The sequence below is a fragment of the Paenalcaligenes hominis genome, from assembly GCF_011927625.1.
Taxonomy (GTDB): domain Bacteria; phylum Pseudomonadota; class Gammaproteobacteria; order Burkholderiales; family Burkholderiaceae_B; genus Paenalcaligenes; species Paenalcaligenes hominis.
The window spans coordinates 111,383-135,050 of the sequence record NZ_JAATIZ010000002.1 but is presented as its reverse complement, the minus strand read 5'-3'; the positions used below and the strand labels follow the sequence as shown (position 1 = coordinate 135,050).

At 49.4% G+C, this 23,668-nt stretch carries 21 protein-coding genes; 7 read left to right on the top strand and 14 right to left on the bottom strand.

The window, feature by feature from the left end:
- Positions 1-29 precede the first annotated feature (29 nt).
- From GGR41_RS04660 to rsmA, 3 genes are read left to right on the top strand one after another with little or no spacing between them, the layout of a single operon-like run.
- Positions 30-2,411, top strand: coding sequence for an LPS-assembly protein LptD (locus GGR41_RS04660; RefSeq protein ID WP_229711060.1), 2,382 nt, complete (start codon positions 30-32; stop codon positions 2,409-2,411).
- Complete coding sequence (locus GGR41_RS04655) at positions 2,412-3,797, top strand: peptidylprolyl isomerase (protein ID WP_229711061.1); 1,386 nt, start codon at positions 2,412-2,414, stop codon at positions 3,795-3,797.
- A gap of 7 nt (positions 3,798-3,804) precedes the next feature.
- The gene (gene rsmA, locus GGR41_RS04650; protein WP_167660879.1) at positions 3,805-4,587 is read left to right on the top strand and encodes a 16S rRNA (adenine(1518)-N(6)/adenine(1519)-N(6))-dimethyltransferase RsmA; all 783 of its coding nucleotides are present in this window, start codon (positions 3,805-3,807) and stop codon (positions 4,585-4,587) included.
- A 2-nt stretch (positions 4,588-4,589) separates the two neighbouring features.
- Here the strand turns inward: rsmA and GGR41_RS04645 are convergent, their stop codons facing one another.
- The 7 genes from GGR41_RS04645 to glyQ all read right to left on the bottom strand — a co-directional run bounded on the left by GGR41_RS04645 (position 4,590) and on the right by glyQ (position 11,389).
- Positions 4,590-5,819: a nucleoside recognition domain-containing protein gene (locus GGR41_RS04645; protein WP_167660878.1), complete on the bottom strand. Its 1,230-nt coding sequence runs from the start codon at positions 5,817-5,819 to the stop codon at positions 4,590-4,592.
- Positions 5,820-5,893: 74 nt separating this feature from the next.
- Positions 5,894-6,289, bottom strand: coding sequence for a lactoylglutathione lyase (gene gloA / locus GGR41_RS04640; RefSeq protein WP_077734681.1), 396 nt, complete (start codon positions 6,287-6,289; stop codon positions 5,894-5,896).
- A 17-nt stretch (positions 6,290-6,306) separates the two neighbouring features.
- Positions 6,307-7,095 carry a M48 family metallopeptidase gene (locus GGR41_RS04635; protein WP_167660877.1) on the bottom strand — a complete coding sequence of 263 codons (789 nt, stop codon included), beginning with the start codon at positions 7,093-7,095 and terminating at the stop codon, positions 6,307-6,309.
- Positions 7,076-7,810, bottom strand: coding sequence for a lysophospholipid acyltransferase family protein (locus GGR41_RS04630; RefSeq protein WP_167660876.1), 735 nt, complete (start codon positions 7,808-7,810; stop codon positions 7,076-7,078). Before GGR41_RS04630 ends, GGR41_RS04635 begins: the two co-directional genes overlap by 20 nt.
- The gene (gmhB, locus tag GGR41_RS04625) at positions 7,810-8,346 is read right to left on the bottom strand and encodes a D-glycero-beta-D-manno-heptose 1,7-bisphosphate 7-phosphatase (RefSeq protein ID WP_167660875.1); all 537 of its coding nucleotides are present in this window, start codon (positions 8,344-8,346) and stop codon (positions 7,810-7,812) included. Before gmhB ends, GGR41_RS04630 begins: the two co-directional genes overlap by 1 nt.
- Positions 8,346-10,481 carry a glycine--tRNA ligase subunit beta gene (glyS, locus tag GGR41_RS04620; protein ID WP_167660874.1) on the bottom strand — a complete coding sequence of 712 codons (2,136 nt, stop codon included), beginning with the start codon at positions 10,479-10,481 and terminating at the stop codon, positions 8,346-8,348. Before glyS ends, gmhB begins: the two co-directional genes overlap by 1 nt.
- Entirely contained in the window at positions 10,481-11,389 is a 909-nt protein-coding gene (gene glyQ, locus GGR41_RS04615; RefSeq protein ID WP_077734684.1) for a glycine--tRNA ligase subunit alpha, read from the bottom strand. The genes glyS and glyQ overlap by 1 nt, the downstream gene beginning before the upstream one ends.
- Positions 11,390-11,626: 237 nt before the next feature.
- Here glyQ and GGR41_RS04610 point away from each other — a divergent pair, with 237 nt between their 5' ends.
- A complete protein-coding gene (locus GGR41_RS04610) occupies positions 11,627-12,394 on the top strand; it encodes a crotonase/enoyl-CoA hydratase family protein (protein WP_167660873.1) in 768 nt (255 codons plus the stop codon).
- A gap of 57 nt (positions 12,395-12,451) precedes the next feature.
- On the top strand, positions 12,452-13,975 hold the full coding sequence (locus GGR41_RS04605) for a fumarate hydratase (protein ID WP_167660872.1): 1,524 nt from the start codon (positions 12,452-12,454) through the stop codon (positions 13,973-13,975).
- Between the two features lie 80 nt (positions 13,976-14,055).
- Here GGR41_RS04605 and folK read toward each other — a convergent pair whose 3' ends face one another.
- Genes folK through GGR41_RS04590 form a run of 3 tightly spaced genes read right to left on the bottom strand, consistent with a single transcriptional unit; the run spans position 14,056 to position 16,621 of the window.
- Positions 14,056-14,556, bottom strand: a complete 501-nt coding sequence (gene folK, locus GGR41_RS04600) for a 2-amino-4-hydroxy-6-hydroxymethyldihydropteridine diphosphokinase (protein ID WP_167660871.1) — start codon at positions 14,554-14,556, stop codon at positions 14,056-14,058.
- The gene (gene pcnB / locus GGR41_RS04595; RefSeq protein ID WP_167660870.1) at positions 14,549-15,916 is read right to left on the bottom strand and encodes a polynucleotide adenylyltransferase PcnB; all 1,368 of its coding nucleotides are present in this window, start codon (positions 15,914-15,916) and stop codon (positions 14,549-14,551) included. Before pcnB ends, folK begins: the two co-directional genes overlap by 8 nt.
- A 6-nt stretch (positions 15,917-15,922) precedes the next feature.
- Positions 15,923-16,621 carry an HAD family hydrolase gene (locus GGR41_RS04590; protein ID WP_077735032.1) on the bottom strand — a complete coding sequence of 233 codons (699 nt, stop codon included), beginning with the start codon at positions 16,619-16,621 and terminating at the stop codon, positions 15,923-15,925.
- A gap of 234 nt (positions 16,622-16,855) precedes the next feature.
- Here GGR41_RS04590 and purM point away from each other — a divergent pair, with 234 nt between their 5' ends.
- Positions 16,856-17,905 carry a phosphoribosylformylglycinamidine cyclo-ligase gene (purM, locus tag GGR41_RS04585; RefSeq protein WP_077734689.1) on the top strand — a complete coding sequence of 350 codons (1,050 nt, stop codon included), beginning with the start codon at positions 16,856-16,858 and terminating at the stop codon, positions 17,903-17,905.
- Positions 17,906-17,972: 67 nt separating this feature from the next.
- Here purM and miaA read toward each other — a convergent pair whose 3' ends face one another.
- The gene (gene miaA / locus GGR41_RS04580; protein WP_077734690.1) at positions 17,973-18,905 is read right to left on the bottom strand and encodes a tRNA (adenosine(37)-N6)-dimethylallyltransferase MiaA; all 933 of its coding nucleotides are present in this window, start codon (positions 18,903-18,905) and stop codon (positions 17,973-17,975) included.
- Positions 18,905-20,788 carry a DNA mismatch repair endonuclease MutL gene (gene mutL / locus GGR41_RS04575; RefSeq protein WP_167660869.1) on the bottom strand — a complete coding sequence of 628 codons (1,884 nt, stop codon included), beginning with the start codon at positions 20,786-20,788 and terminating at the stop codon, positions 18,905-18,907. Before mutL ends, miaA begins: the two co-directional genes overlap by 1 nt.
- Positions 20,789-20,904: 116 nt before the next feature.
- Here mutL and GGR41_RS04570 point away from each other — a divergent pair, with 116 nt between their 5' ends.
- Positions 20,905-21,540 carry a VTT domain-containing protein gene (locus tag GGR41_RS04570; protein WP_167660868.1) on the top strand — a complete coding sequence of 212 codons (636 nt, stop codon included), beginning with the start codon at positions 20,905-20,907 and terminating at the stop codon, positions 21,538-21,540.
- A gap of 87 nt (positions 21,541-21,627) precedes the next feature.
- Here GGR41_RS04570 and GGR41_RS04565 read toward each other — a convergent pair whose 3' ends face one another.
- Both GGR41_RS04565 and tsaE read right to left on the bottom strand, forming a co-directional pair.
- Positions 21,628-22,992: an N-acetylmuramoyl-L-alanine amidase gene (locus GGR41_RS04565; RefSeq protein WP_167660867.1), complete on the bottom strand. Its 1,365-nt coding sequence runs from the start codon at positions 22,990-22,992 to the stop codon at positions 21,628-21,630.
- On the bottom strand, positions 22,962-23,459 hold the full coding sequence (tsaE, locus tag GGR41_RS04560; protein ID WP_077734693.1) for a tRNA (adenosine(37)-N6)-threonylcarbamoyltransferase complex ATPase subunit type 1 TsaE: 498 nt from the start codon (positions 23,457-23,459) through the stop codon (positions 22,962-22,964). The genes GGR41_RS04565 and tsaE overlap by 31 nt, the downstream gene beginning before the upstream one ends.
- Positions 23,460-23,668: the final 209 nt, after the last annotated feature.

The following is a 23,668-nucleotide window of genomic DNA, read 5'->3' as shown; positions in this document are numbered from 1 at the left end:
GTTGAGAATTTTCAAAGGACACACAGCTTGTGCGAACGATTTGGTTTGCCCTAACTATTTTAACGGGTTTAGGTCTAGATAGTACGTTACAACCTGCTTTTTCTTCGGAGCCTCGTGTGCCGCAGTTTAAAGCGGCTACGCACTTACGCCTGCACGAAGTCAGCGAAGATAATATGTCGGCGTATTTTAACGCGGATCGTATCGAGAGCACAGCCGACGGCTCAGTGGTGTTAACGGGGGCGGCGCAGGTACGACGTGTCGACTCCATTGCCAAAGGCAACACTATCCGATTTAACCAAGAATCAGGCGAGCTAGCTATTCGAGGCCAAGGCAGCTTATTACGGGCAGGCACTATTATCCGTAGCGAGGCCATTGACTACAACGTTCAAAACGAAACCGGCACTATAGCGTCCCCTCAGTTTTATTTTGGTGGTTCAGGCGGGGCAGGTCAGGCGGATGAAGCTCAGCTGCTTTCAAAAAATCACTTACGTATGACCACTGTTGAATACAGTGGCTGCCCATGTCCGGCGCCAGCGTGGTTTATTCGTTCGCCCCAAGTCGATTTGCACAATGACACCAATACAGGCATAGCAAAACATGGGGTGCTGTATTTTAAAAATGTGCCTATTTTGTATTCACCCTACCTAACTTTCCCCCTACGCGAAGAACGTAAAAGCGGTTTGTTAGTTCCTTCGTATGGGTATTCGTCAAATAGTGGTCTCGAGCTTTCTATACCGTATTACTTTAATTTAGCGCCCAATTACGATGCTACGTTAACACCACGCTACCTCAGCAAGCGCGGCGTTCAGCTCCAGGGCGAGTTCCGTTATTTAACTCCTCGCTCCGTGGGTACGATTACAGGCGCTTATTTAAATAACGACAAAGAAACCAAAACAGACCGTTGGGCTTTTAATGCTGCCCATAACCACGATTTAGGGAATGGCTTTGGGTTTGATTACCAATACAGCCGAGTTTCAGACGACGACTACTTTAGAAACTTTTCCACGTTTGGGGTGAATGAAGCATCAGTAACCGAGCTACGCAGCCATGCGCGTTTTTCTTGGGCCGGGGCCAAATACTTTACTGCTGCCTTATCCGCGTCTCAATACCAAACCCTTCAAGATCAAGCAGCGGGTTATAGTCGTCCTGAGTACAATCGATTACCCCAACTAGAGCTACAGGGTGCCCGCTATAATTGGGGCGGGTTTGATGTGGTGTCAAAAAATTCGGCAACGCATTTTGTGATGCCTTACTACAGTGGTAGCTTATCCACCTTCGACCGTTATCGAACCGAACGCTTAGCGCCTAACAGTACCCGTGTTGCGTCTTATACCACCGTATCCTATCCGTTTATGCGACCTGGCTGGTATGTCACCCCTAAAGTAGGCTTACATTTAAGCCACTACAATACAGCATGGGACACAGTCAGCGATGCGGCACAACGCAATTTAAAACGCAATGTCATGCGTACCGTACCCGTGTATTCTCTTGACACGGGCATGACGTTCGAACGTAATACTCGTTTATTTGATATTGACTCAATTCAAACGCTAGAGCCACGTTTGTACTATTTGTATGTGCCTTATCGCGATCAAAATGCGATTCCTAATTTAGACACAGGCATTGCCACCTTTAATTTTTCCCAAGCGTTTAGTGAAAATATTTATAGTGGGGGCTGGGATCGTATTGCGAATGCAAACCAATTAACAGCGGGTTTAACCACACGTTGGTTAGATGCTGATACCGGCTTCGAGCGCGTACGTCTAGAGATCGCCCAACGTTTTCACTTTGATGATCAGCGCGTCTTTTTGCATACCTTTGCTCCAAACGAGCACTCACCCAAACAAGCACGCTCGGATTACCTCTTTGGCGCGTATGCCGCCTTGACCGATACCTTTAATGTGCGTGTGGATGCACAAATGAATGCTGATCGCTTTAGTCGCAATCGCATAAATACCAGTGTAAACTGGCATCCTAAACGTTTAGCGACTTTATCGGCTGCGTATCGCTACGAACGCGATCCCCGTGCATTTGATAACCCCGACTATAGGTTTACCACTGGCAACGACAATAAAACAAAGGAACAACTGTCTCTGACTACACAGTGGCCCTTAACACAGCGTGTATACGCATTAGGCCGAGTCGATTATTCACTGCAGGAAAAACGCAGTACCCAAACGATTTTAGGCTTTGAATACAAAGGTGACTGTTGTTGGACTGGGCGCTTTGTGGTGCAGCGTTATGCCGTCTCTGCCCAGAAAAGCAACAGTGCTGTATTTTTACAGTTAGAGTTGTCAGGATTAGGTTCATTAGGTACCGACCCAATGAGCTTACTCAGAGAACGCATTGTAGGTTATGAGTCGGTGAACCCCTCCCTACCAGAGAAAACGATTTTTGAGAGGTACGAATAAATGGATGTACAGAAATTAACACGCTCAATGGTGTTAGCACTGGCAGTAAGCGGGGCTTGGTGTGTCAATACGGTCTATGCGGTCGAGTCTGACTTTGAAACTAATAAAGCGGTCGATGGCATCGCAGCGGTGGTCAACACCGAAGTCATTACCTTGCGTCAGCTAGATAGTGAAATAGCAGATGTAGTGAAAAACCTTAAAGCGCAGCAAATTCCGTTGCCCAACACCGAAACCTTACAAAAACAGGTATTACAGCGTTTAATTGATGAGCACATCTTAACTCAAGAGGCCCAACGCATGGGTGTGGATCCAGCGGCTATTGATGTAAACGAAGCCGCTGAAATGGTTGCCTCGCGCAATAACCTCACCACACAACAGTTGCGCCACGAAGTAGAAAAAGGCGGTATGACTTGGGAGGGTTACCTCGATGGATTACGTCAAGAGGTCCTCGTGGACCAGATTCGTCAACGTGTTATTGACCCACGCATTAATGTGTCTGAGTCCGAGGTCGATGCATTACTTAAAAGCCAAGGCGTAGACCCGCGCAGTACAGGTAGCGCCCCTGCAGCACAGCAGGTCATTGAGTTAGCTCAAATTTTAATTCGCGTTCCCGCAGGTGCAGACCGCCAAACTCAAGCCCAATTACGTCAAAAAGCCGAAGACTTATTGCGTCAAGCACGTAGTGGCGCGGACTTCTCTGGCTTAGCCGCCGCCAACTCAGATGGCCAAGAAGCCCTCCAGGGGGGGATACTGGGCGCACGTCCTCTAGAGGGCTGGCCCGATGTATTTGTATCAGCTGTGCAAAATACCAGCGCAGGCCAAGTGGCCGAGCTGGTACAAAGTGGTGCAGGCTACCATATTTTAAAAGTCTTGCAGCGTGGTCAAAGCCAAGGTTTAGGCGAGTCAGAAAATGAAATGATTGTCACCCAAACCCGAGCACATCATATATTAATTAAACTCGATAAAATCACTTCCGATGACCAGGCCAGAATGCGCATTGAGCAGCTTGCAGCACGCATACGCGCTGGCGAGTCTTTCGAAGACTTAGCGCGTGCCTATTCTGACGATGCCTCGGCTCCCCAAGGCGGCGATCTAGGCTGGTTAAATCCTGGTGAAACGGTCCCGGCTTTTGAGGAAGCCATGGATGCGCTGGCTCCCGGACAAATTAGCGGGCCAGTACGTAGTCAGTTTGGTTGGCATTTAATTCGGGTTGACGAGCACCGTGAGCGCAACGTAGGCGATGAATACCGTCGTATGCAAGCACGTCAAATGCTGCTCCAGCAACGTGTTGAGCCGGCTTTTGACGATTGGTTTAGTCAGGTGCGCAGCCAAGCCTTTATTGATAATCGTATAGACCCTCAGGCCAGTTCAGGCCGCCGTAGATAGGAATCCCATGCAGCAACATCAGGCACGAAAGCGTTTTGGCCAAAACTTCTTACACGATGAGGGGGTCATCCACCAAATCGTGCGCGCCATAGACCCACAGCCGCAAGATAAACTCATCGAGATCGGCCCTGGTATGTCCGCCTTGACCTTGCCGTTGATCCAAGCCGTGCAGCATCTGCAGGTCATTGAAATCGATAGAGATCTGGTGCAGTATTTACAAAAACGTTATAGTGCAGAGCAATTAAGCATTCTTTCTGCTGATGTGCTGACGGTGGACTTTTCTCAGTTTGGGCCAGGGCTACGTATTGTTGGCAACCTGCCCTATAACATTTCTAGCCCATTATTATTTCATTTAATGCAGTTTGCGGATCAGGTCATCGATCAGCACTTTATGCTGCAAAAAGAAGTCATAGAGCGCATGGTAGCTAAACCTGGCGACTCTCTGTATGGGCGGCTCTCGATCATGCTTCAAGCCCGCTATCGGATGCAAAAGCTGTTTGATGTGGCCCCAGAGGCATTCGACCCAGCACCTAAAGTGACCTCGGCAGTGGTACGGATGCGTCCGTTAAAAGCCGACCGTCCACAGGCTAAAAATGCGGCTGTGTTTGAAAAAGTGGTGGCTCAAGCGTTTAGTCAACGCCGCAAAATGCTGCGCCGTACCCTAGCACAATGGGCGCAGCATATTGACTGGGAGCAGGTGGGTATTGACCCAACGGATAGGGCTGAGCACGTAAGTCTACAACAATACATTGCCCTTAGTGATGCCTTAACGCCTGTATTGGCTCTGTAGACTTAACCATAAAACCAATAGCTGACTGCAATAGCAGCCAGCATTCCAGCGCCATCTGCCAGCAGGGCGCAGGGTACCGCGTGACGAGCTCGTTGAATGCCCACCGCACCAAAATACACGGCTAACACATAAAACGTGGTCTCTGTGCTGCCTTGAAAGGTCGCAGCCAGTAGCCCTGCAAAACTATCTACCCCAAAATGCTGCATGGTTTCAATCAGCAGCGCACGAGAAGCCCCTCCTGAAAAAGGACGCATCAGGGCGGTAGGCAATGCATCGACAAAGCGGTTATCCCACCCTAAAGCATCAACACCCCAGCGTATGCCACTAAGCACAATGTCTAAGGCGCCTGAGCTTCGTAATAAGCCAATGGCACACAACATGGCCACTAAATAAGGAAGTAGCTCTTTACCCACTTGGAAGCCGCCTTTGGCACCTTCAACAAAACTGTCGTAGACGGGGATTTTTCTACGCCATCCTATAAATAAAAAGCAAAAAATAATCAATAAAAGGCTGAGACTGCCAAGTAATGACGACACATGGTTTAAGGCTGCACTGCTTAGAGTAGCGAGGCTGGCGATAAAAAAAGCAAAAAGCGCCATAAAGGTACCGAGCCAAAGCAGTAATACTGGATCCCAAAGTCGTATTCGTTGCACCAGGCAAACCGTGATTAATCCCACTAAGGATGACGCACTTGTGGCTAATAAAATAGGTAAGAACACCATCGTCGGGTCGGTCGCCCCTTGTTGCAGGCGGTACATAAAAATACTGACGGGAATCAACGTAAGTGATGACGTGTTCAGCACCAAGAAAAGAATCTGTGCGTTCGTGGCGGTTTTAGGGTCTGGGTTCAGTTCCTGAAGGGCGTGCATTGCACGTAACCCTATGGGGGTGGCGGCGTTATCTAGCCCCAAGCCATTTGCTGCAAAGTTCAGCGTAATAAGGCCCAGAGCAGGATGCCCGGCAGGCACATCTGGCATCAGACGTTTAAACAATGGGGTAAGCCAATGTCCTAGTCTATCGATAATACCGGCTTGTTCAGCAATGCGCAGAAACCCCATCCACAGCGTTAAGGTGCCAAACAGCACAATCATAATCTGTACGGATAGCTCAGCCATAGTAAAGAGGCTTTGCACCATGGCCCCGAAAATTTCAGGTTGGTCTAAAAAAAGCCAATGGTAAGTACCGCTTAATGCAGCAAACAAGAAGAAAAGTAACCAAAGGGTATTCAACATAAGGGCGATGCTGTAAGAGGAGTTCACTAAAAAGCGGGCCTAAGCCCGCCTCTGAACTGAAAGCCAGTTAGAAATTAGTCATTACGACCTTTGGCTTGGATGAGTTCGATTTTATAGCCGTCGGGGTCTTCAACAAAAGCAATAACGGTAGTGCCATGCATCATGGGGCCGGCTTCGCGTATGACTTTGCCACCTTTGGCTTTGATGGTATCACAGGCTTTATAGGCATCTTCGACTTCGATGGCAATATGCCCATACCCATTGCCTAGATCATAGCTTTCGGTATCCCAGTTATGGGTAAGCTCTAGGACGGTGGTATCGCTTTCATCGCCATAACCAACAAAAGCCAAGGTGAATTTTCCGTCTGGGTAGTCCTTTTGACGTAAAAGCGTCATGCCCAAGACGTTGGTATAAAAGTCTAAAGAGCGTTGTAAGTTGCCTACGCGTAACATGGTGTGTAATAAGCGCATAATTTTCCTTATCGAAGTTAAAACAAAGGCAGACTTGCAGGGTCAAACTGCTTTAGCTGCTGGCGGGCGGTATAAAAACTGGGTAATAAACGCTCGACTTCTTGCCAGAAAAGCGGGCCATGATTCATTTCTTTGAGGTGAGCCACCTCGTGAGCCACCACATAATCAATCACCGCTGGCTCAAAGTGAATAAGCCGCCAATTTAACATAATGACGCCAGCACTTGAACAAGACCCCCATCGTTTTTGGGGACTCGCTAGGCGCAAACGATGAAAACGGTCGGCATACGAGCCAAGACGTAAAAAATGCTGAATCCGCTGTTCTAGGTAGGTGTGCGCTTGTTGTTGTAGCCAGACGTGGCAGAGGTCCTGAATACGCTGGCTATCGGCATTGAGATCGAGGTGTAAACAAAGCCTATCGCCTGGCTGTGGGGCATCGGCAGCACCACTAAACACACTTTGCCGTAATAACGGGTTGAGCTGTAATTGGATGAATACCCCTAGGTAAGGTAAGCGCCCACCGTCTTGCCAGACGGTTTGGCTCATTGCCTGTTGGTTTAAGCGCTCTTGGCGTTCGGACAGCTTACGTAGAATCCATGCCTTTTTTGCCTGTAATGCCTCGAGGATTTGGCTATCAGAGGCCCAGTGCGGAGCCGTGATAATCAGCCCTTCGTCGCTGATACGTAAACCAACACTTTTGCGAGCAGAGCGCCGCAACAAATAACCAATAAGCTGGGTATTTAGCTCTGTTTGACGCCACTGCGTCTGAGGAGGAAGCTTGGCTGGTTTACGTAGATGTAGTGTCATAGCGCTCTGGGTTGAGCCGTCGCATTTCTGTTTCGATCCACGCTTCGACTTCTTTGTTCACCTCAGTGGCTGTACGGCCTTCGGTAGGGATTAACGGACCGATAGATACGGTAATCAGTCCCGGTTTTTTAATAAACGAATTGCGTGGCCAACACTCACCTGCATTGTGAGCAATAGGTATAACAGGCGCTTGGCAGCGAACAGCTAAAGCGGCACCGCCTTGCTTATAACGTATGGTTTTGCCGGGAGCCACCCGCGTGCCTTCGGGGAAAAGCAGCGGCCACCGCCCTTCGTTAAGGCGGAGCTGACCAAGTTGCACCACTTGTTCAAACGCATCTCGACCTTTGGCTCGGTTAATGGGAATCATACGCAATAAGGCTAACCCCCAGCCAAAGAAAGGAATGCGGTTAAGCTCACGTTTGTACACAAAGCAGACATCGCGTGGCATATGGGCAGTAAAAAATAAGGTTTCCCATGCCGACTGATGTTTAGAAAGGATAACTGCAGCGCCATCCGGCAGGTGTTCGGTGCCAATCATGCACCACCGTAAACCTAGAATCCATTTGGCCCCCCAGATCATTAAGCGTGGCCAGCCTGAAGTAAGCCTGTAACGCCAATGTAGCGGTAGTGGCGACCACAGTAAGCAGGCAAACGCATAGGGGATGACCGTAATGATCATAAACAGCTGATAAATAAGAGCGCGTAGATACAGCATTAGACAGAGCTTAACCAATAGTTGACCGTAGCCGCTAGATCAGCATGGATCGTTGTGCCCGCAGGCAAGGAGTGATGTTGGGTTTTTAAACCGTTGCCAGTTAATACCAAAGCGGTTTGACAGCCAATATGGGCCGCGGCTTGTAAGTCACGCAGTGAATCACCCACCGTCATGCAGTGACGAGGGTGAAGATCATAGCGCTGTACTATTTCAGTAAACAGACCCGATAACGGCTTGCGACAAGAACAGTTATCGTCGGGCCCGTGGGGGCAGATAAAAATAGCATCCACGTGGCCTCCCACTGCCGCCAGTTCACGGCGTAGTTTTAAATGCATGGCATTTAAGGTATCCATGTCAAACAAACCACGCGCTAGACCGGATTGGTTAGTGGCGATCACCACGCGCCAACCAGCATGGTTTAAGCGCGCAATGGCCTCGAGGCTGCCTGGTAAGGCAATCCACTCTTCGGGTGATTTTACAAAAGCACTGGAGTCATAGTTAATGACCCCATCGCGATCTAAAATAGCAGTTTTCACTAGGCAAGCAAGGAAAGATCAGCCACTTGGTTCATGGCTTGGTGTAGCTGCTTTAACAAAGCAAGACGGTTATTACGTACTGCAGGATCCTCGGCCATGACCATTACATCGTTAAAGAATTGATCAACAGGGTCTTTAGCCGCTGCCAAGGTGGCTAATGAGGCGGTAAAGTCTCCGTCGTTAAATTGCTGTTGCGCCACAGGGGCTAGCTGATTTAACTGCTGGGCTAAAACTTGCTCGGCGGGCTCGTGCAGCAATTGTGGGTTTAATGGGGGGATAGGCTCTGTATGGCGTTGCAAAAGGTTGCTAACGCGTTTATTAGCTGCAGCCAGTGACTCGGCCTCGGGACGTTGTGCAAAGGCAATGCAGGCGTGCACACGTGCTTGTACCTGTTGTAAAGGAGGGCGTAGAGCGAGAACGGCCTCGACCACTTTGCGGTCAGCCTGTTGAACCAATTGATTGCGATAACGCTCGTAAATAAAGCTCATGACTTCGTCAACCGTATTGTCTGCTAAGACACCTGGCTCAAAGCCCGCCGCGCTGTATTCTAGCAACTGACGTAAATCCAAGGAGTGAGTAGCGAAGTAACCCCCTTGATTGAGCTGTTCAAATGCACTGATTAGGCCAAGTGCAGCACGACGCAAGGCATACGGATCGCGTTCGCCGGTAGGAGCCAAGCCAATACCCCAAATCCCCACCAAGGTTTCTGCACGCTCGGCCAAAAACAGCAGGGTTGCGATCAAACTGTCTGGCGTCACTGCCTGTTGGATACGATGCTCGTATTGATGCTTTAGGGCATTGACCACAGCAGCGTCTTCACCGTCAGCCTCTGCGTAGTAAGCGCCCATAATGCCTTGGAGCTCGGGGAACTCGCCCACCATTAAGGTGTTTAGGTCGGCTTTGGCTAATAAAGCAGCTCGATCTGCTACATTGCGGTCTGCTCCGAGTTGATCGGCCAGATAAGTAGCAAGACGGCGCAAGCGCTCGACCCGTACGCGTTGTGAGCCCAGTTTATTGTGATAGACACTGTTATCTAGGCTTGGTAGGCGATCAGCTAAACGTTGTTTACGGTCTGTGTCAAAGAAAAAGCGAGCATCGGCAAGACGAGGCAGAATAACGCGCTGATTTCCTTCGATAATATGAGTCGGGTCCTCGACCTGCATATTGCTGACAATTAAAAACTGATGCGTTAGGGCTTGGGTATCAGGGTTAAAAAGAGGAAAGTAGCGTTGGTTCAAACGCATGGTTAGGATCAAGCACTCGCTGGGAACCTCGAGGAATATCGGGTCAAACTCACCTTTGTATACCGTGGGGTGCTCGACCAAGGCCGTCACCTCTTCGAGTAATGCCGGCACCTCGGGATCGTTGCCTAGGCTTGCGTGGTAGTGCCTGCAAGCGGCTTCAAGCTGTTGACGAATTTGTTCGCGTCGTTTGGCAAATGAGGGCACCACCCAACCGTCTTGTTCAAGCTGCTCGACATAGCTGTCAGCAGAACGGATGGTTAAGGGGGCGTCTGCCATAAAGCGATGACCTAGCGTTTGACGACCAGACTCTAGACCTAAAGTTTGCGCTGGTAGAACCACGTCGCCCCACAATACAATCAGCCCATGCGCAGGGCGCACAAAACGCACACTCGTGATGCCGTCATTAAGCTGATAACGCATGACCTTAGGAATAGGAAGGTGGGTAACAGCGTAGTCGATAGCTTCGTTAATGACATCGGTTAAATAGGCACCCGTAGCCATGCCGTTAGCGTATAAGTAGTCTTGTTTGCCGTCGGACTTGATTTCTAAATCAGCCACGCTAAGATGACCCAAACCCTTGCCTTCGAGACGTTTTTGCAGTGGAACGGTCATGCTGCCCTGGGCATCAATCCCCACTTTGGTTGGCATCAGTTTTTCGCTAAAAGCTTGATCCGCAGCCTGCTGAGCAACATCAGTAATATGAACGGCCAGACGTCGTGGGGTAGCGTATTCAGTGACTTGGCTGTTGTCAGCTAAAAGATGGCGCTCGCGCAATACCTTTGCAATGCCATCGGCAAATGCCACGCCCATTTTTTCTAGGGCTTTAGGGGGCAGTTCTTCGGTTTGCAGTTCAACAAGTAGAGAGCGGGTAGACATAGTGTGTTCAGACATTAGTGGTTCTCCTGAGCGGGCTGTTTAGGCAGCATCGGAAAACCGAGTTCTTCGCGGGAGGTATAATAGGCTTGGGCGACGCCACGGGCTAAATGACGGATACGGCCAATATAAGCCGCGCGTTCGGTGACGCTGATCGCGCCGCGTGCATCAAGCATATTAAAGGTGTGGGCGGCTTTTAGGGTTTGCTCATAAGCCGGAAGGGCTAACGGCAGCTCAATCAGTTTTTTGGCCTCGGCTTCGTGATTATTAAAGTGGGCAAATAGCATGTCAGTATTAGCATGCTCAAAGTTGTAGGTAGATTGCTCGACTTCGTTTTGATGGAACACATCACGGTAGTAAATGGCTTTGCCTTGGGTGTCGTTAGTCCATACCAGGTCATAGACGCTTTCTACGCCTTGCAAGTACATGGCTAAGCGCTCTAACCCGTAGGTGATCTCGCCCGTAGCAGGCACACAATCTAAGCCGCCGACTTGTTGGAAATAAGTAAATTGCGTGACTTCCATGCCGTTTAGCCAGACTTCCCAACCTAAGCCCCACGCGCCTAAAGTCGGGTTTTCCCAGTCGTCTTCAACAAAGCGAATATCGTGGACTTTAGGATCAATGCCGATGGCTTTTAACGAGCCAATATAAAGATCAACAATGTTTTCTGGCGCAGGCTTTAAGACGACTTGGTATTGATAGTAGTGTTGTAAACGATTTGGGTTGTCGCCATAGCGTCCGTCAGTAGGGCGGCGCGAGGGTTGCACGTAGGCGGCAGACCACGGTTCGGGCCCGATAGCGCGCAAAAAGGTAGCGGTATGAGAAGTACCCGCGCCGACCTCCATATCAAAGGGTTGCAGCAAGGTACAGCCTTGTTGGTCCCAGTAGTGAGAAAGTTGCAGTATGAGTTGTTGAAAGGTAAGCATTGCAAGTAGGCCAAATAAACGTTGTGTCCGCAAAATAAATAATTTTACCTTTTGTGCGGTCTTAGATGTAGCTTTACGCTATTTTGCCATGATTAAAGATCTGTGTTGCGGACACAAGGCGGGCAAAAACCGAATAAGCAGTAAAAAGATCGTATGATAACCAATTTAGATTGAACTGACCGATAAAGTAAATTAAGTCATCGTTTTCAAACAGAAATGAATTAAAAAGGGAGCCCCATGGCAGAACTGGTAAAGGTAGACATCCAAGATCAAGTGCTAATTATCACGTTAAACCGTCCTGAGGCACGGAATGCGGTGAATTACGAAACAGCAGTGCAGTTAGCGGCGGCATTAGACGAGCTGGATTCTAATCCCGATCTTACCGTTGGAATTTTAACCGGCGCAGGCAATACCTTTTGCGCAGGCATGGACTTAAAAGCCTTTGCTAAAGACGGGCAGCGTCCGTATGTAGGCCGTCGCGGTTTTGCAGGCATTTGCGAGCAACCCCCACGTAAACCGCTAATCGCAGCCATTGAGGGCTATGCTTTAGCCGGGGGCCTAGAAATTGCCATGGCCTGTGACATGATTGTAGCGGGGTCTAGCTCTAAATTTGGCTTGCCTGAAACCAAGCGTGGTATTGTGCCAGGCTCAGGGGGCATGTTGCGCTTACCTGCTCGCGTGCCCTACGTAGTAGCCATGGAGCTGGTTTTGACTGGTGACATGTTCAGCGCGGAACAGGCTGCGACATGGGGGCTTATTAATCGTGTAGTGCCCGAGGGCGAGGCCCTACAAGGGGCCCTTGATTTAGCCGCTCGGATTAAAGAAAACGGCCCGATGGCAGTTCAAGTCGCTAAACACGTCATTTCTCAGTCTAAAGACTGGCCCCAAGAGCATATGTTTGATTTGCAGCGGCCGCGTATTGATGCCGTTTTTGTTTCGGCTGATGCCAAAGAGGGGGCCACTGCTTTTGCGGAAAAGCGCAAACCCATTTGGCAAGGTAAATAACCCCGTTCGTTTAGGCTTTGTCTTGCAAAGCCCTTTGTTTAATTAATACAACACATCATGACAACACTCATTAAAGAAAGCGATTTAATTCAATCCCTTGCGGATGCAGTGCAGTTCATTAGTTTTTATCACCCTGAGGACTATATTCAACACCTAGCACGCGCTTATGAGCGCGAGCAAAGTCCAACCGCTAAAGACGCCATTGCCCAAATTTTGACGAACTCGCGTATGTCAGCCTTAGGCAAACGTCCTATGTGTCAGGATACGGGAGTGGTTAACGTGTTTTTAAAAGTGGGTATGAATGTCCGCTTTGACAGCGAGCGCTCTTTGCAGGAAATCTGTGACGAGGGGGTGCGCCAAGGTTATACGAACCCAGACAATCCTTTGCGTGCATCGGTTTTAGATGATCCCATTTTTGCGCGCAAAAACACCCGTGATAACACCCCCTGTATTGTGAATGTAGAGCTAGTACCAGGTAACACCATTGAGGTGGGTGTTGCAGCTAAAGGCGGTGGCTCTGAGAACAAAAGTCGATTTGCAATGCTCAATCCTAGTGAATCCATTGTGGATTGGGTCGTAGAGCAATTACCTCAAATGGGGGCGGGTTGGTGTCCGCCTGGGGTGCTTGGTATTGGTGTGGGCGGCACCGCAGAAAAGGCCATGTTAATGGCTAAACAGTCATTAATGGATGATATTGACATGTTTGAGCTGCTAGAGCGTGGCCCACAAAATAAGCTCGAAGAAATGCGCATAGAAATCTATAACCGTGTAAACGAGTTAGGTATAGGGGCTCAAGGTCTTGGGGGGTTAACTACAGTACTGGATGTTAAAATTCATACTTTCCCCACCCATGCTGCTTCTAAGCCAGTAGCGTTGATTCCCAACTGTGCGGCAACGCGTCATGTGGACTTTGTCTTAGATGGCTCAGGCCCTGCGACATTGACTCCTCCTTCAATGGATGTATGGCCTGAGGTAGAGTGGGCGCCAGATTACAATAAGTCCAAACCAGTCAATTTAGATACGCTTACTGCCGACGAGGTGGCTAGCTGGAAACCAGGCGAGACCTTGTTGCTATCCGGTAAAGTGTTAACAGGTCGTGATGCGGCACATAAACGTATTCAGACCTTATTAGAAGCAGGTGAGCCGCTACCTGTCGATTTTACAAACCGTGTTATTTACTACGTGGGCCCCGTCGATCCGGTGCGCGACGAGGCCGTAGGACCAGCCGGTCCTACTACCGCTACGCGTATGGATAGTTTTACAGACATGATGTTGGGCCAAACTGGCTTAATTTCCATGATCGGCAAAGGTGAACGTGGTCCTAAAGCCATTGAAGCCATTAAAAAGCATAAGTCAGCCTCTTTAATGGCTGTGGGTGGGGCCGCTTATTTAGTGTCCAAAGCTATACAAACAGCAAAAGTGGTGGGCTTTGAAGACCTAGGCATGGAGGCCATCTATGAGTTTGAGGTCAAAGACATGCCTGTCACTGTAGCGGTGGACTCCCAAGGGGTGTCGGTGCATAACACCGGGCCTGCACATTGGCGTCAGCTTATTAAAGAAATCCCCATTGTGGCGTCGTAGTCAGGGCTAAGTCGGTTTATCCTAACCCAAATCAAAAAGTCCACCTTAAGGTGGACTTTTTTCATACCCATACTACAAGTTTAGTCTTGATCTAAAGAGCGAATAGGTTGGTCGGCAACCCGTTGCAGCAAGTCTTGAATAGGCCCTTGTGCCAATTGCAATGTGGGTGCGAGTTCAGCTAAAGGGTGCAACACAAAAGCACGTAAATGCAAGCGAGGGTGGGGCACGGTTAGATCGGGAAGCGCAAACTGCTCATTTCCATACAAAAGTAAGTCTAGATCTAAGGTACGAGGCGCATTGGGATAGTTGCGCTCTCGGCCATGCTCGTTTTCAATGGCTAATAACGCCTGTAGTAATGCGGGGGCGGTTAAGCGAGTAGTGATAGCAGCGACGGCATTGATGTAATCAGGACCATCGGCATCCACCGGAGCCGTTTGGTAAAACCCGGAAATACGAACATCGGTGGTATGTTCGAGTTGATGCAAGGCCTCGCACGCCTTAAGTAAGGTGCCAATCGCATCGCCAAGATTAGCGCCCATGCCGATATAAGCCACTGTTGGGCTAGGGTTTAAATTAGTCATTTTGAGTCTGTGAGGTAGAAGTGCTATGACGAGGCCGGCGAGTGCGACGGCGTGGGCGTTTACCGGTGCCGGTACGGGTAGGGGGGGTACGCTCTGCGATGAGCACAGCACGTTGGTCAGTGTCGGCGTTAGCGAGATCCATCCACCATTGTGCTTCTACGCTATCGACCTCGCGCACGGCAGCACGTAACTGTAAAAAGTCCACCGAGGCACGGAACCGAGGTTGTTCAAGCATGCGCCAAATGGCGCGGTTATTGACGCGATCAAAACGTGCCTGAGTAAACCAAATTTCACGCATATCGGCTTGGAAGCGTTTTTGAATAGGCATGGCTTTGGCCTGAAGCGCTAAGGCTTCATCGCTGGCTTCGGCAATAGCTTGAGCAGCAGGTTGACCTTGCTTTTGATAGGCCAGCCATTTTTGTTTGACCGTGGGCCACAAAAGTGTAGCAAACAAAAAGCTAGGGCTGATGGTGCGGCCACTGCGTACGCGACTGTCTGTACGCGCTAAAGCGTTATCAATAAAAGCTAAGGCGTCTTCGTCAGCTAATAGTAAATCCAGTTGTGGAAACAAATGTTGATGCAGGCCTTCTTGGTGAATAAGTTTTAAACAATGCAGTGCATTGCCACAACTGAGCAATTTAATGCTTTCATCAAACAAGCGAGACTCAGGCACATGGTTAATTAAGTTAGCCAACTGAGGAATTGGCGCATGCGTCGTTGGGTCTATTGTGGCGTCAAGCTTGGCTGCAAAGCGCACAGCGCGCAGCATACGCACAGGGTCTTCACGATACCGCGTGGTAGCATCACCAATAATACGGACAGTGCGGTGGGTTAAATCGTGTACACCATTGTGGTAGTCAATTACCGTTTCTGTCGTGGGATCGTAATACAACGCATTCAAGGTGAAATCGCGGCGTAATGCATCATCTTTGAGTTCGCCGTAGTCATTGTCTTGAAGAATACGGCCATGGGCATCGACAATTTCTGTTTCTTTGGCGTCGGTGCGAAAGGTCGACGTTTCGATAATTTCGCGCCCAAAAACAACATGCACCAGTTTGAAGCGACGACCAATAATACGTGCCCGTCTAAATAGCGCACGGACTTGCTCGGGCGTAGCATTGGTGGCGACATCAAAGTCTTTAGGCTCTAGACCAACGATTAGGTCACGAACGGCGCCCCCCACAATGTAAGCCTCGTAGCCTTTGTCTTGGAGTACTTCACAGACTTTAATGGCATGACGCGATACGAGGCGGCGATCAATATGATGTTGTGCAACGCCTAAGCGCTGCGGTCCTTTAGGTGTAGGAGGCGCAGCGGAGAAAAGTCGAGAAACAAAGTTTCTTATTGTTTGAGTTAACATGCGTAATTACGATTTAGCATCCAGAAGATCGTCAAAGAGATCAATAATTTTCCAGTTTCGTTCTTGGGCAGTTTGTCGTAGGGTAGCGCTAGGGTTGGTGGCGACAGGGTGCGACACGACTTCCATAAGAGGGAGGTCGTTGGGTGAGTCACTGTAAAACCACACCTGATTAAATTGATCTCGCTTTAAGCCAAGCTCGTGCAACCATTGATCTACACGAACAATTTTACCGGCTTGATACGAAGCCACCCCAGCAATACGCCCCGTAAATACCCCGTCATGGGCTTCGGGTATGGTGGCGATTAAGTGCTCAAAACCCAAGGCTTTAGCAATAGGCGCTGTGACAAACTCGTTCGTTGCCGTGACAATAGCACAAAGATCACCTTGCTCCATATGTTGTTGAACTAAAGCATGGGCTTGGGGGAGCAGAGCAGGTGTGATCACCTCTTCCATAAAGGCCTGCTGCCATTCAATCAAGGTTTCACGAGATTGATTTGCAATTAAACCCAGCATAAATGCAGCGGACTCTTCAGCACTTAGATTCCCAGCGTTATACCGATCCATTAGCTCGTCATTGCGGCGTTGGGCTTCGATAGGGTCGCCAATACGTCCAGTGCGTGCCAAAAAGTCAGCCCATTGATAATCGCTATCTAAGGGTAAAAGGGTGTGATCTAAGTCGAACAAAGCGAGGTTTTGTGGGGATATCATGCGAGCTCACAAAGCAACGGCCCAACGGCCTAGAGACGAAGTAAAGAAAAGAGAAAAAGAAAATAGCTATCCTATTTGTGCTAATTATACAAAGCAACCGCAGTGACTGTGTTTAAATGCTGCAGACTTAGTTAATACACACTAAAATAGAATTTTCGGCTACGGCTAGTTTGCCATAGCTAAGGTACAATTTGTACGTTTAGTAATTTTACCTCTCCCACGGCGTTATTCATGACAAACAATCAATCCGTATCCTTGACCTACCGCGATGCTGGGGTCGATATCGAAGCGGGCGACGAGCTCGTCTCTCGTATTAAACCTTTGGCTGCACGGACTATGCGTCCTGGCGTGTTAGCAGGCCTAGGCGGTTTCGGCGCTATGTTCGAGCTCCCTAAAGACCTCAAAGAGCCTGTTTTGGTATCCGGCACCGACGGGGTGGGCACCAAATTGCGCTTGGCCTTCGAATGGCAGCGTCACGATACTGTTGGTATTGATTTGGTCGCCATGAGTGTCAACGATATTTTGGTGCAAGGGGCAGAGCCCTTGTATTTTTTAGACTATTTTGCCTGCGGCAAACTTGACTTAGATACCGCCACCGATGTTGTGGCTGGCATCGCCAAAGGCTGCGAGTTATCCGGTTGTGCACTAATTGGTGGTGAAACGGCCGAGATGCCAGGCATGTATCCCGATGGCGAATACGACCTAGCCGGTTTTGCGGTAGGCGCTGTAGAAAAGTCTAAAATTATTACTGGCGAGACCATTGTGGCAGGCGATGTGGTATTGGGCTTAGCCTCCAGTGGTGCGCACTCAAACGGTTACTCGTTAATTCGCAAAATTTTAAAACACGCTAACGTGCGTCCTACCGACGAACTGGATGGCATCCCTTTTGTCGACCTCGTTATGGCGCCTACACGTTTGTACGTTAAACCCGTTTTGGCTGTGCTAAATCAGTTCGAGACCGCCATTAAGGGGTTAGTACACGTCACGGGTGGTGGGTTGTTGGAAAATATTCCTCGTGTATTGCCTAAAAACACAGCGGCTCACATTGATCGTAATGCGTGGACCTTACCTCCTTTATTTCAATGGTTACAGGAAAACGGGGGCGTGGCCGACGAGGAGATGTGGCGCGTCTTTAACTGTGGTATTGGCATGATTGTAGTGGTGCCGGCCGAGCAGGCTGCTGCTATACAGGCAGCCTTTACCGCTCAGGGCGAAACTGTATTTACATTAGGCCAAATTACCCAACGTAAAGACGACGAGCCTAGCGTGGTTATTGCTTAATCCGCGGCACTACCGCACAAAAAAGCCTCTGCGTTGCAGAGGTTTTTTTTGGTCGCTAGAAAACGCACTACCAGTGTTTGGCGACTACATCCACCACAAGATCGGCACGAGCAGGGTTCATACAATCGACTTGCTCACGTTCAGGCATAGCGCGTAGCCACGTCATTTGACGCTTAGCTAGCTGACGTGTTGCACTGATTGCTCGTTCTACGGCGTCATCTAAGGACAGCACGCCATCAAGGTAATCCCAGATTTGTCTGTAGCCCACACTGCGGATCGAAGGTAAGCCGTTGTGTAAGTCAGCGCGCGCATACAGTTGCTCTACTTCAGCAACGAGGCCTTGCTCAAGCATTTGGTGATAGCGGGCTTCAATGCGAGGACTAAGCAATTGCCTTTCAGTGGGTTCTACACTGATGGTGAGGTAGTTACGTTGTTGTACAGGGCGCGGTGGTTGTTCTTTGAGCCATACCGACATAGGCTTGCCGCTGGCTCGGTAGATTTCCAGAGCCCGTTGAATGCGCTGCCCGTCATTAGGGGCAAGGCGAGCTGCTGTTTCAGGATCAATACGCGCTAGCTCTGCGTGCAAGGTCGGCCAGCCTTTGATCAAGGCTTCGGCATCCAGTTCAGCACGTAGATGAGGGGTGGATTCAGGCAATTGACTTAGCCCATCACGTAATGCTTTGTAGTAAAGCAAGGTCCCACCACATAATAAAACATGGCGCTGGCGCTGGTGAATTGCATCAATTAAGCGTTCAGTATCTTGAACAAAGCTAGCGGCCGAATACGACTCGGCGGGGTCTCGAATATCCAGTAAATGGTGTGGGGTAATGGCTTGCTCGGTTTTGGATGGCTTAGCAGTGCCTATGTCCATTCCGGTATAGATGGTGGCGGAGTCCATCACAATAATTTCCAAATCCCAACGACGGGCCAAAGCCAACGTCGATGCGCTTTTACCGGCAGCGGTAGGGCCTGTTAAACAAATTACAGTTGGCGCTGCCATCACTGACCTCGTAAAAAAAGTTTATCCAAATCGTTCATGCTCCAGTAGAACCAGGTGGGCCTGCCGTGATTGCATAAGTCAGCGCGTTCGGTGTGTTCCATAGCACGTAAAAGGGCATTCATCTCAGTAATGCTTAATTGGCGGTTAGCACGAACGGAGCTGTGACACGCCATCGTAGAAAGCAGCTCGTTACGTTGGGCCTCTAATCGGGCAGAACTACCAAAACGATTCAAATCAGCCAAAACACCACGTGCTAAGGCCTCAATGTCTGCTTGAGCCAATAGAGCAGGAACAGCGCGCACAGAAACGGACGTAGGGCCCGTAGGACGTATGATCAGCCCTAAGCTTTCCAGTTGCTCTTGGTATTCTTCAACCAGTGCACTTTCTGTTTGCGAGCAACTAAATGCCACCGGCACTAATAGCTCTTGCATGGGTAGCTCACGATCATTCATGTGTTGTTTAAGTTTTTCATATACGACTCGCTCGTGCGCGGCATGCATATCGACCAAAATTAAGCCATTTTTAACTTGAGACAAAATATAAACCCCGTGGAGTTGAGCTAAAGCCATCCCCATGGGTAAATCGGTACCTGCCTCGGTAATTGTTTCAGGCAGAGTTTGCGCGTGTGCCGCAGGAAGTGTGGCGGAAGCAGCGATTGGTGCGGTATCGGTTTGAGGCGTCTCGGCAGCGGGGGCATAAAACTGTTGCCATTGTTCGGCTTTGGGTACGGGTTGCTCGTGTAAATCCATGCGTTGTTGATAGCGTGGCATGTTGCTGTAGCCGCTAGTACTTGAGCGAAACGCCGTTGCAGCCCCAGGGCCTGAGGGGGAAAAGGCGGGTGGGGGTTGGGCGTTTGTTATAGCAGACGGAGCCAGTGGCGCCTGCTGAATGCGTTCGGCTTGGTTTTCTGCCAACGCCTCTTGGAGGGCTTTATTAATAAAGCCAAACACAGCATTTGACTCTCGAAAACGCACCTCATGCTTGGCAGGATGAACGTTGACATCGACCGCATGCGGGTCAATAGACAAATACAAAATATAAGAAGGCTTGCGATCGCCGTGTAACACGTCTTTGTAAGCGCTTTGAATGGCTGCGGTCATGACTCGATCGCGCACAAAACGGCCATTGACAAAGGTATAGGTTTGATCGGTGCGAGCTTTAGCAAAAGCTGGGCGGATAATGAGCCCTTCGAGACGAATTAGACCGGCTTCGGTTTCAAGGCCTACACTTTGCTCAACAAACTCGGCCCCAAGTATTTGCATGACACGATCTTGAATGGTGCCTGCGGGCCAATGGCGACTGGGTTTATTGTTATGAAAAATACGAAAACTGACCTGAGGATACGCTAAGGCAATGCGTTCCGCAGCAGTAATGCAATGTCCCAGTTCGGTGGCTTCTTTGCGCAAAAATTTACGGCGGGCAGGGATATGATCAAATACCTGGCGCACGTCAATCCGAGTGCCTTTGGATCCAGCACTAGGTTGGGGCTCGGTTTGTCCTGCCTGTAGCTCCCAAGCATGGTCTTGGTCTGCGGTACGTGAGCGTAGGCTTAGGGTTGCAATAGAAGCAATAGAAGGAAGCGCCTCGCCCCTAAACCCCATGGACGCCACCCCCTCTAGCTCATCTAACGAGCGAATTTTACTGGTAGCGTGTTGAGTCAGAGCCAAAGGGAGCTCTGCTTTGGGAATGCCTATGCCGTCGTCATTAACCGTAATACGATGTATGCCGCCACCATCAAGACGAATTTCTATGTTTTTCGCTTCGGCATCAAGCGCATTTTCTAGCAGCTCTTTTAATATAGAGGCGGGGCGCTCGATGACTTCACCGGCAGCAATCTGACTAACAAGAACAGGAGGAAGAGGTTGAATAGAGCGATAAGTCATAGTTTCACCGTATTAAATCTAGTCACCATTGTAGTGCATGCGCCGTATTAAAACTGACGTACAATGCGTGCTGTACGTGTTTTTGCCTTAATGATTTGTGCTTTTGAAGGGATACCATGCCAGAGATTTTGACCATGCTGCTTCATATCGATCAGTATTTAGGAATTTGGGTTGAGCAGTATGGCGCTTGGATATATGTCATATTGTTTTTGATCATTTTTGGTGAAACTGGATTGGTTATCCTCCCGTTTTTGCCAGGTGATTCGTTACTGTTTATTGCCGGCGCATTTGGTGCAACCGGCGCATTAAATCCTTTCCTTCTTGCGTGCTTGCTGTTTGTGGGGGCAGTGTTAGGCAATACGGTGAACTACCACGTGGGCCGATATATTGGGCCCAAAGTGTTTACCACTGAGTCTCGATTCTTAGATAGAAAAGCCTTAATTAAAACGCAAGCTTTTTACGCAAAGTATGGCGGCATCACGATTGTATTATCACGGTTTTTACCTGTGTTTCGTACCTTTGCGCCGTTTGTCGCAGGCGTTGGAAGCATGCCCGTGTGGTTGTTCCAGCTTTATAACGTGCTTGGTGCTGCTCTATGGATTTTTGGGTTAATTACCTTGGGTTACTTTTTCGGTAATGTTCCCATTATTAAAGAACACCTCAGTACGATTGTGTTGCTTGGCCTAGCGGCAGCGGTGGTGCCAGTAGTGCTAGGGGTAGGGTGGCGTTTTATTAAGTCGCGCCACAAATAATCCAGGCATTAGCTAGCAAAAAATAGACCCCAAAAACGGAAGCACGCTTCGCGTTGTTGGGGTTTTTTTATGTATAAGGCGAGGCGATTAACCACGTTGGGCCAATGCAGCCCCATTTTTAAAATAGTCTTGGATGCCGCTAAGCATAGCACGGGCTAATTTGTCTTGGTGGCCTGCGCTGCTGAGCAGCTTTTCCTCGGTTGGGTTACTGATAAAAGCCGTTTCAATGAGGATAGACGGAATATCGGGCGCCTTTAATACAGCAAAGCCAGCGCGCTCGACTTGACGTTTGTGCAAACGGTTTACCTTGCCAATTTCCCCTAGTACCCCCGAACCGACGCGTACCGAGTCGTTAATCTGAGCCGCTGTTGATAGGTCTAATAGAACCTGAGCAACCTGTTTGTTGTGAGAACCAATATTGATCCCACCAACTAAATCGGCCTCGTTTTCTTTTTTGGCGAGCCAACTGGCGGCGCTGCTGGTGGCACCATTTTGAGATAAGGCGTAGACCGATGAGCCCCGTGCAGTGGGCTTGATCCACGCATCGGCGTGAATAGAGATAAATAAATCGGCTTGAACACGGCGGGCTTTTTGTACACGCACCCCTAAAGGCACGAAAAAGTCTTTATCGCGTGTCATGTAAGCGCGCATGTTAGGCTGAGCATCAATGAGCTTTTTTAAGCGGTGCGCAATTTGAAGGACTACGTCTTTTTCGCGTACACCACTGGGGCCAATGGCACCAGGGTCCTCGCCGCCGTGCCCTGGATCTAACGCGACTAAGATAGGACGGTTTTGACGCGTGGGGCTGACTTGGGGCACTGGTGCGCTGGGTTTCGGTACCGAAGCGGGTCTGGTTAAAGGTGGTGGTGCGCTTTGCCCTGTGACGGTGGGCACAGGTACAGAGGGTTGGGACTGAGCCAGTTGATCTAGCACCGCAGCAAGCGGGTCTTCGTCAGCAGCGTTTTGAAGCGCTAACAGTGGGTCACGAGCGACCCGTGGATATAAGTCAATGACTAAGCGATATTTGTATTCGCCGATAGGTTTCAAGGTAAAAACCTGAGGGGCGATAGGCTGCTTAAGATCTAAGACCAAGCGCACGACATCAGCACTAAACTGACCCACCCGTACGTTTTGAATATACGGGTCGTTAGCACGGATTTTGGAAACGAGCTCGTGCAGAGTCGAGTTAAGTTGCAAACCTTTTAGGTCAATGACCATGCGGTGGGGGTTGTCGAGGGTGAAATGCTCGGACTGAAGCTCTTGATCGAGCTCTAGCGTGACACGCGTGTATTCGTCGGCTGGCCATGTACGAACTGCCACAATGCTATTGGCATGAGCAATTCGAGGCACAATGGGAAACACAAGTAGAGTCGTTGCCGAGGCAACGAAACGGCGTCGGCTGGAGCAAACGCTATTCATCGTTAGATGCTTTGATTGAGAGTGTTTAGCCATGTTTGTCCTTTGTTGCTATAGGCTGTGATAGTTAAGTCTCGCCCTTCGCCTTGGTACTCAAGGTGCAAAGATAAGTCGGGGCAGGGCAATAACCCGCCGGCTTTTTCTGGCCACTCGATAAGTACAACGGCTTTTTCTTCTAGAATATCACGAAAACCTGCCTCTACCCATTCTTCGGGGTCGTTAAAACGATAAAAATCAAGGTGATAGAGATTAAAGTTAGAAACTTTATAGTTTTCTAGCAAAGCATAGCTGGGACTTTTGATGCGACCGGTTACGCCTAGAGCCCGTAGAAAGGCGCGGGTGAAAGCGGTCTTGCCTGCGCCTAGATCGCCCTCTAAGTAAAGGTGGACGCTGCTTTCAAGCGGTTGTACCGCTTGGGCTAAACGCTGCGCCAATGCGTGGGTCGCATTTTCATCTGCCAGAAATTGATGATAAGTAGCCAGTGCCAGAGCGGGTGAGGACATAATCGTTAATTTAAGCAAATAGCCAACAAAAATGACGTGTATCTACCATAGTGGCAGAAAGCCAAAGATACCTATTATAGATTGCTTAGAAAGGTTTTTTCTTTTTATAATTTATTTTTGGCCCCATAGTTAAATGGATATAACTTTCCCCTCCTATTTTTTTGGGCAACCTAGGTGAAAACTTAGGCTTGAATGTGCTTAAATTCGGC

What these genes read in the sequence shown, in the direction of transcription:
- GGR41_RS04655 (WP_229711061.1), top strand. Translation starts at nt 2,412, where the DNA reads ATGGATGTACAGAAATTAACACGCTCAATGGTGTTAGCACTGGCAGTA.
- GGR41_RS04605 (WP_167660872.1), top strand. Translation starts at nt 12,452, where the DNA reads ATGACAACACTCATTAAAGAAAGCGATTTAATTCAATCCCTTGCGGAT.
- pcnB (WP_167660870.1), bottom strand. Translation starts at nt 15,916, where the DNA reads ATGTTAACTCAAACAATAAGAAACTTTGTTTCTCGACTTTTCTCCGCT.
- GGR41_RS04610 (WP_167660873.1), top strand. Translation starts at nt 11,627, where the DNA reads ATGGCAGAACTGGTAAAGGTAGACATCCAAGATCAAGTGCTAATTATC.
- folK (WP_167660871.1), bottom strand. Translation starts at nt 14,556, where the DNA reads ATGACTAATTTAAACCCTAGCCCAACAGTGGCTTATATCGGCATGGGC.
- GGR41_RS04565 (WP_167660867.1), bottom strand. Translation starts at nt 22,992, where the DNA reads ATGGCTAAACACTCTCAATCAAAGCATCTAACGATGAATAGCGTTTGC.
- miaA (WP_077734690.1), bottom strand. Translation starts at nt 18,905, where the DNA reads ATGGCAGCGCCAACTGTAATTTGTTTAACAGGCCCTACCGCTGCCGGT.
- GGR41_RS04635 (WP_167660877.1), bottom strand. Translation starts at nt 7,095, where the DNA reads ATGACACTACATCTACGTAAACCAGCCAAGCTTCCTCCTCAGACGCAG.
- GGR41_RS04645 (WP_167660878.1), bottom strand. Translation starts at nt 5,819, where the DNA reads ATGTTGAATACCCTTTGGTTACTTTTCTTCTTGTTTGCTGCATTAAGC.
- glyQ (WP_077734684.1), bottom strand. Translation starts at nt 11,389, where the DNA reads ATGCTTACCTTTCAACAACTCATACTGCAACTTTCTCACTACTGGGAC.
- mutL (WP_167660869.1), bottom strand. Translation starts at nt 20,788, where the DNA reads ATGACTTATCGCTCTATTCAACCTCTTCCTCCTGTTCTTGTTAGTCAG.
- gloA (WP_077734681.1), bottom strand. Translation starts at nt 6,289, where the DNA reads ATGCGCTTATTACACACCATGTTACGCGTAGGCAACTTACAACGCTCT.
- GGR41_RS04570 (WP_167660868.1), top strand. Translation starts at nt 20,905, where the DNA reads ATGCCAGAGATTTTGACCATGCTGCTTCATATCGATCAGTATTTAGGA.
- purM (WP_077734689.1), top strand. Translation starts at nt 16,856, where the DNA reads ATGACAAACAATCAATCCGTATCCTTGACCTACCGCGATGCTGGGGTC.
- rsmA (WP_167660879.1), top strand. Translation starts at nt 3,805, where the DNA reads ATGCAGCAACATCAGGCACGAAAGCGTTTTGGCCAAAACTTCTTACAC.
- tsaE (WP_077734693.1), bottom strand. Translation starts at nt 23,459, where the DNA reads ATGTCCTCACCCGCTCTGGCACTGGCTACTTATCATCAATTTCTGGCA.
- glyS (WP_167660874.1), bottom strand. Translation starts at nt 10,481, where the DNA reads ATGTCTGAACACACTATGTCTACCCGCTCTCTACTTGTTGAACTGCAA.
- GGR41_RS04630 (WP_167660876.1), bottom strand. Translation starts at nt 7,810, where the DNA reads ATGCTGTATCTACGCGCTCTTATTTATCAGCTGTTTATGATCATTACG.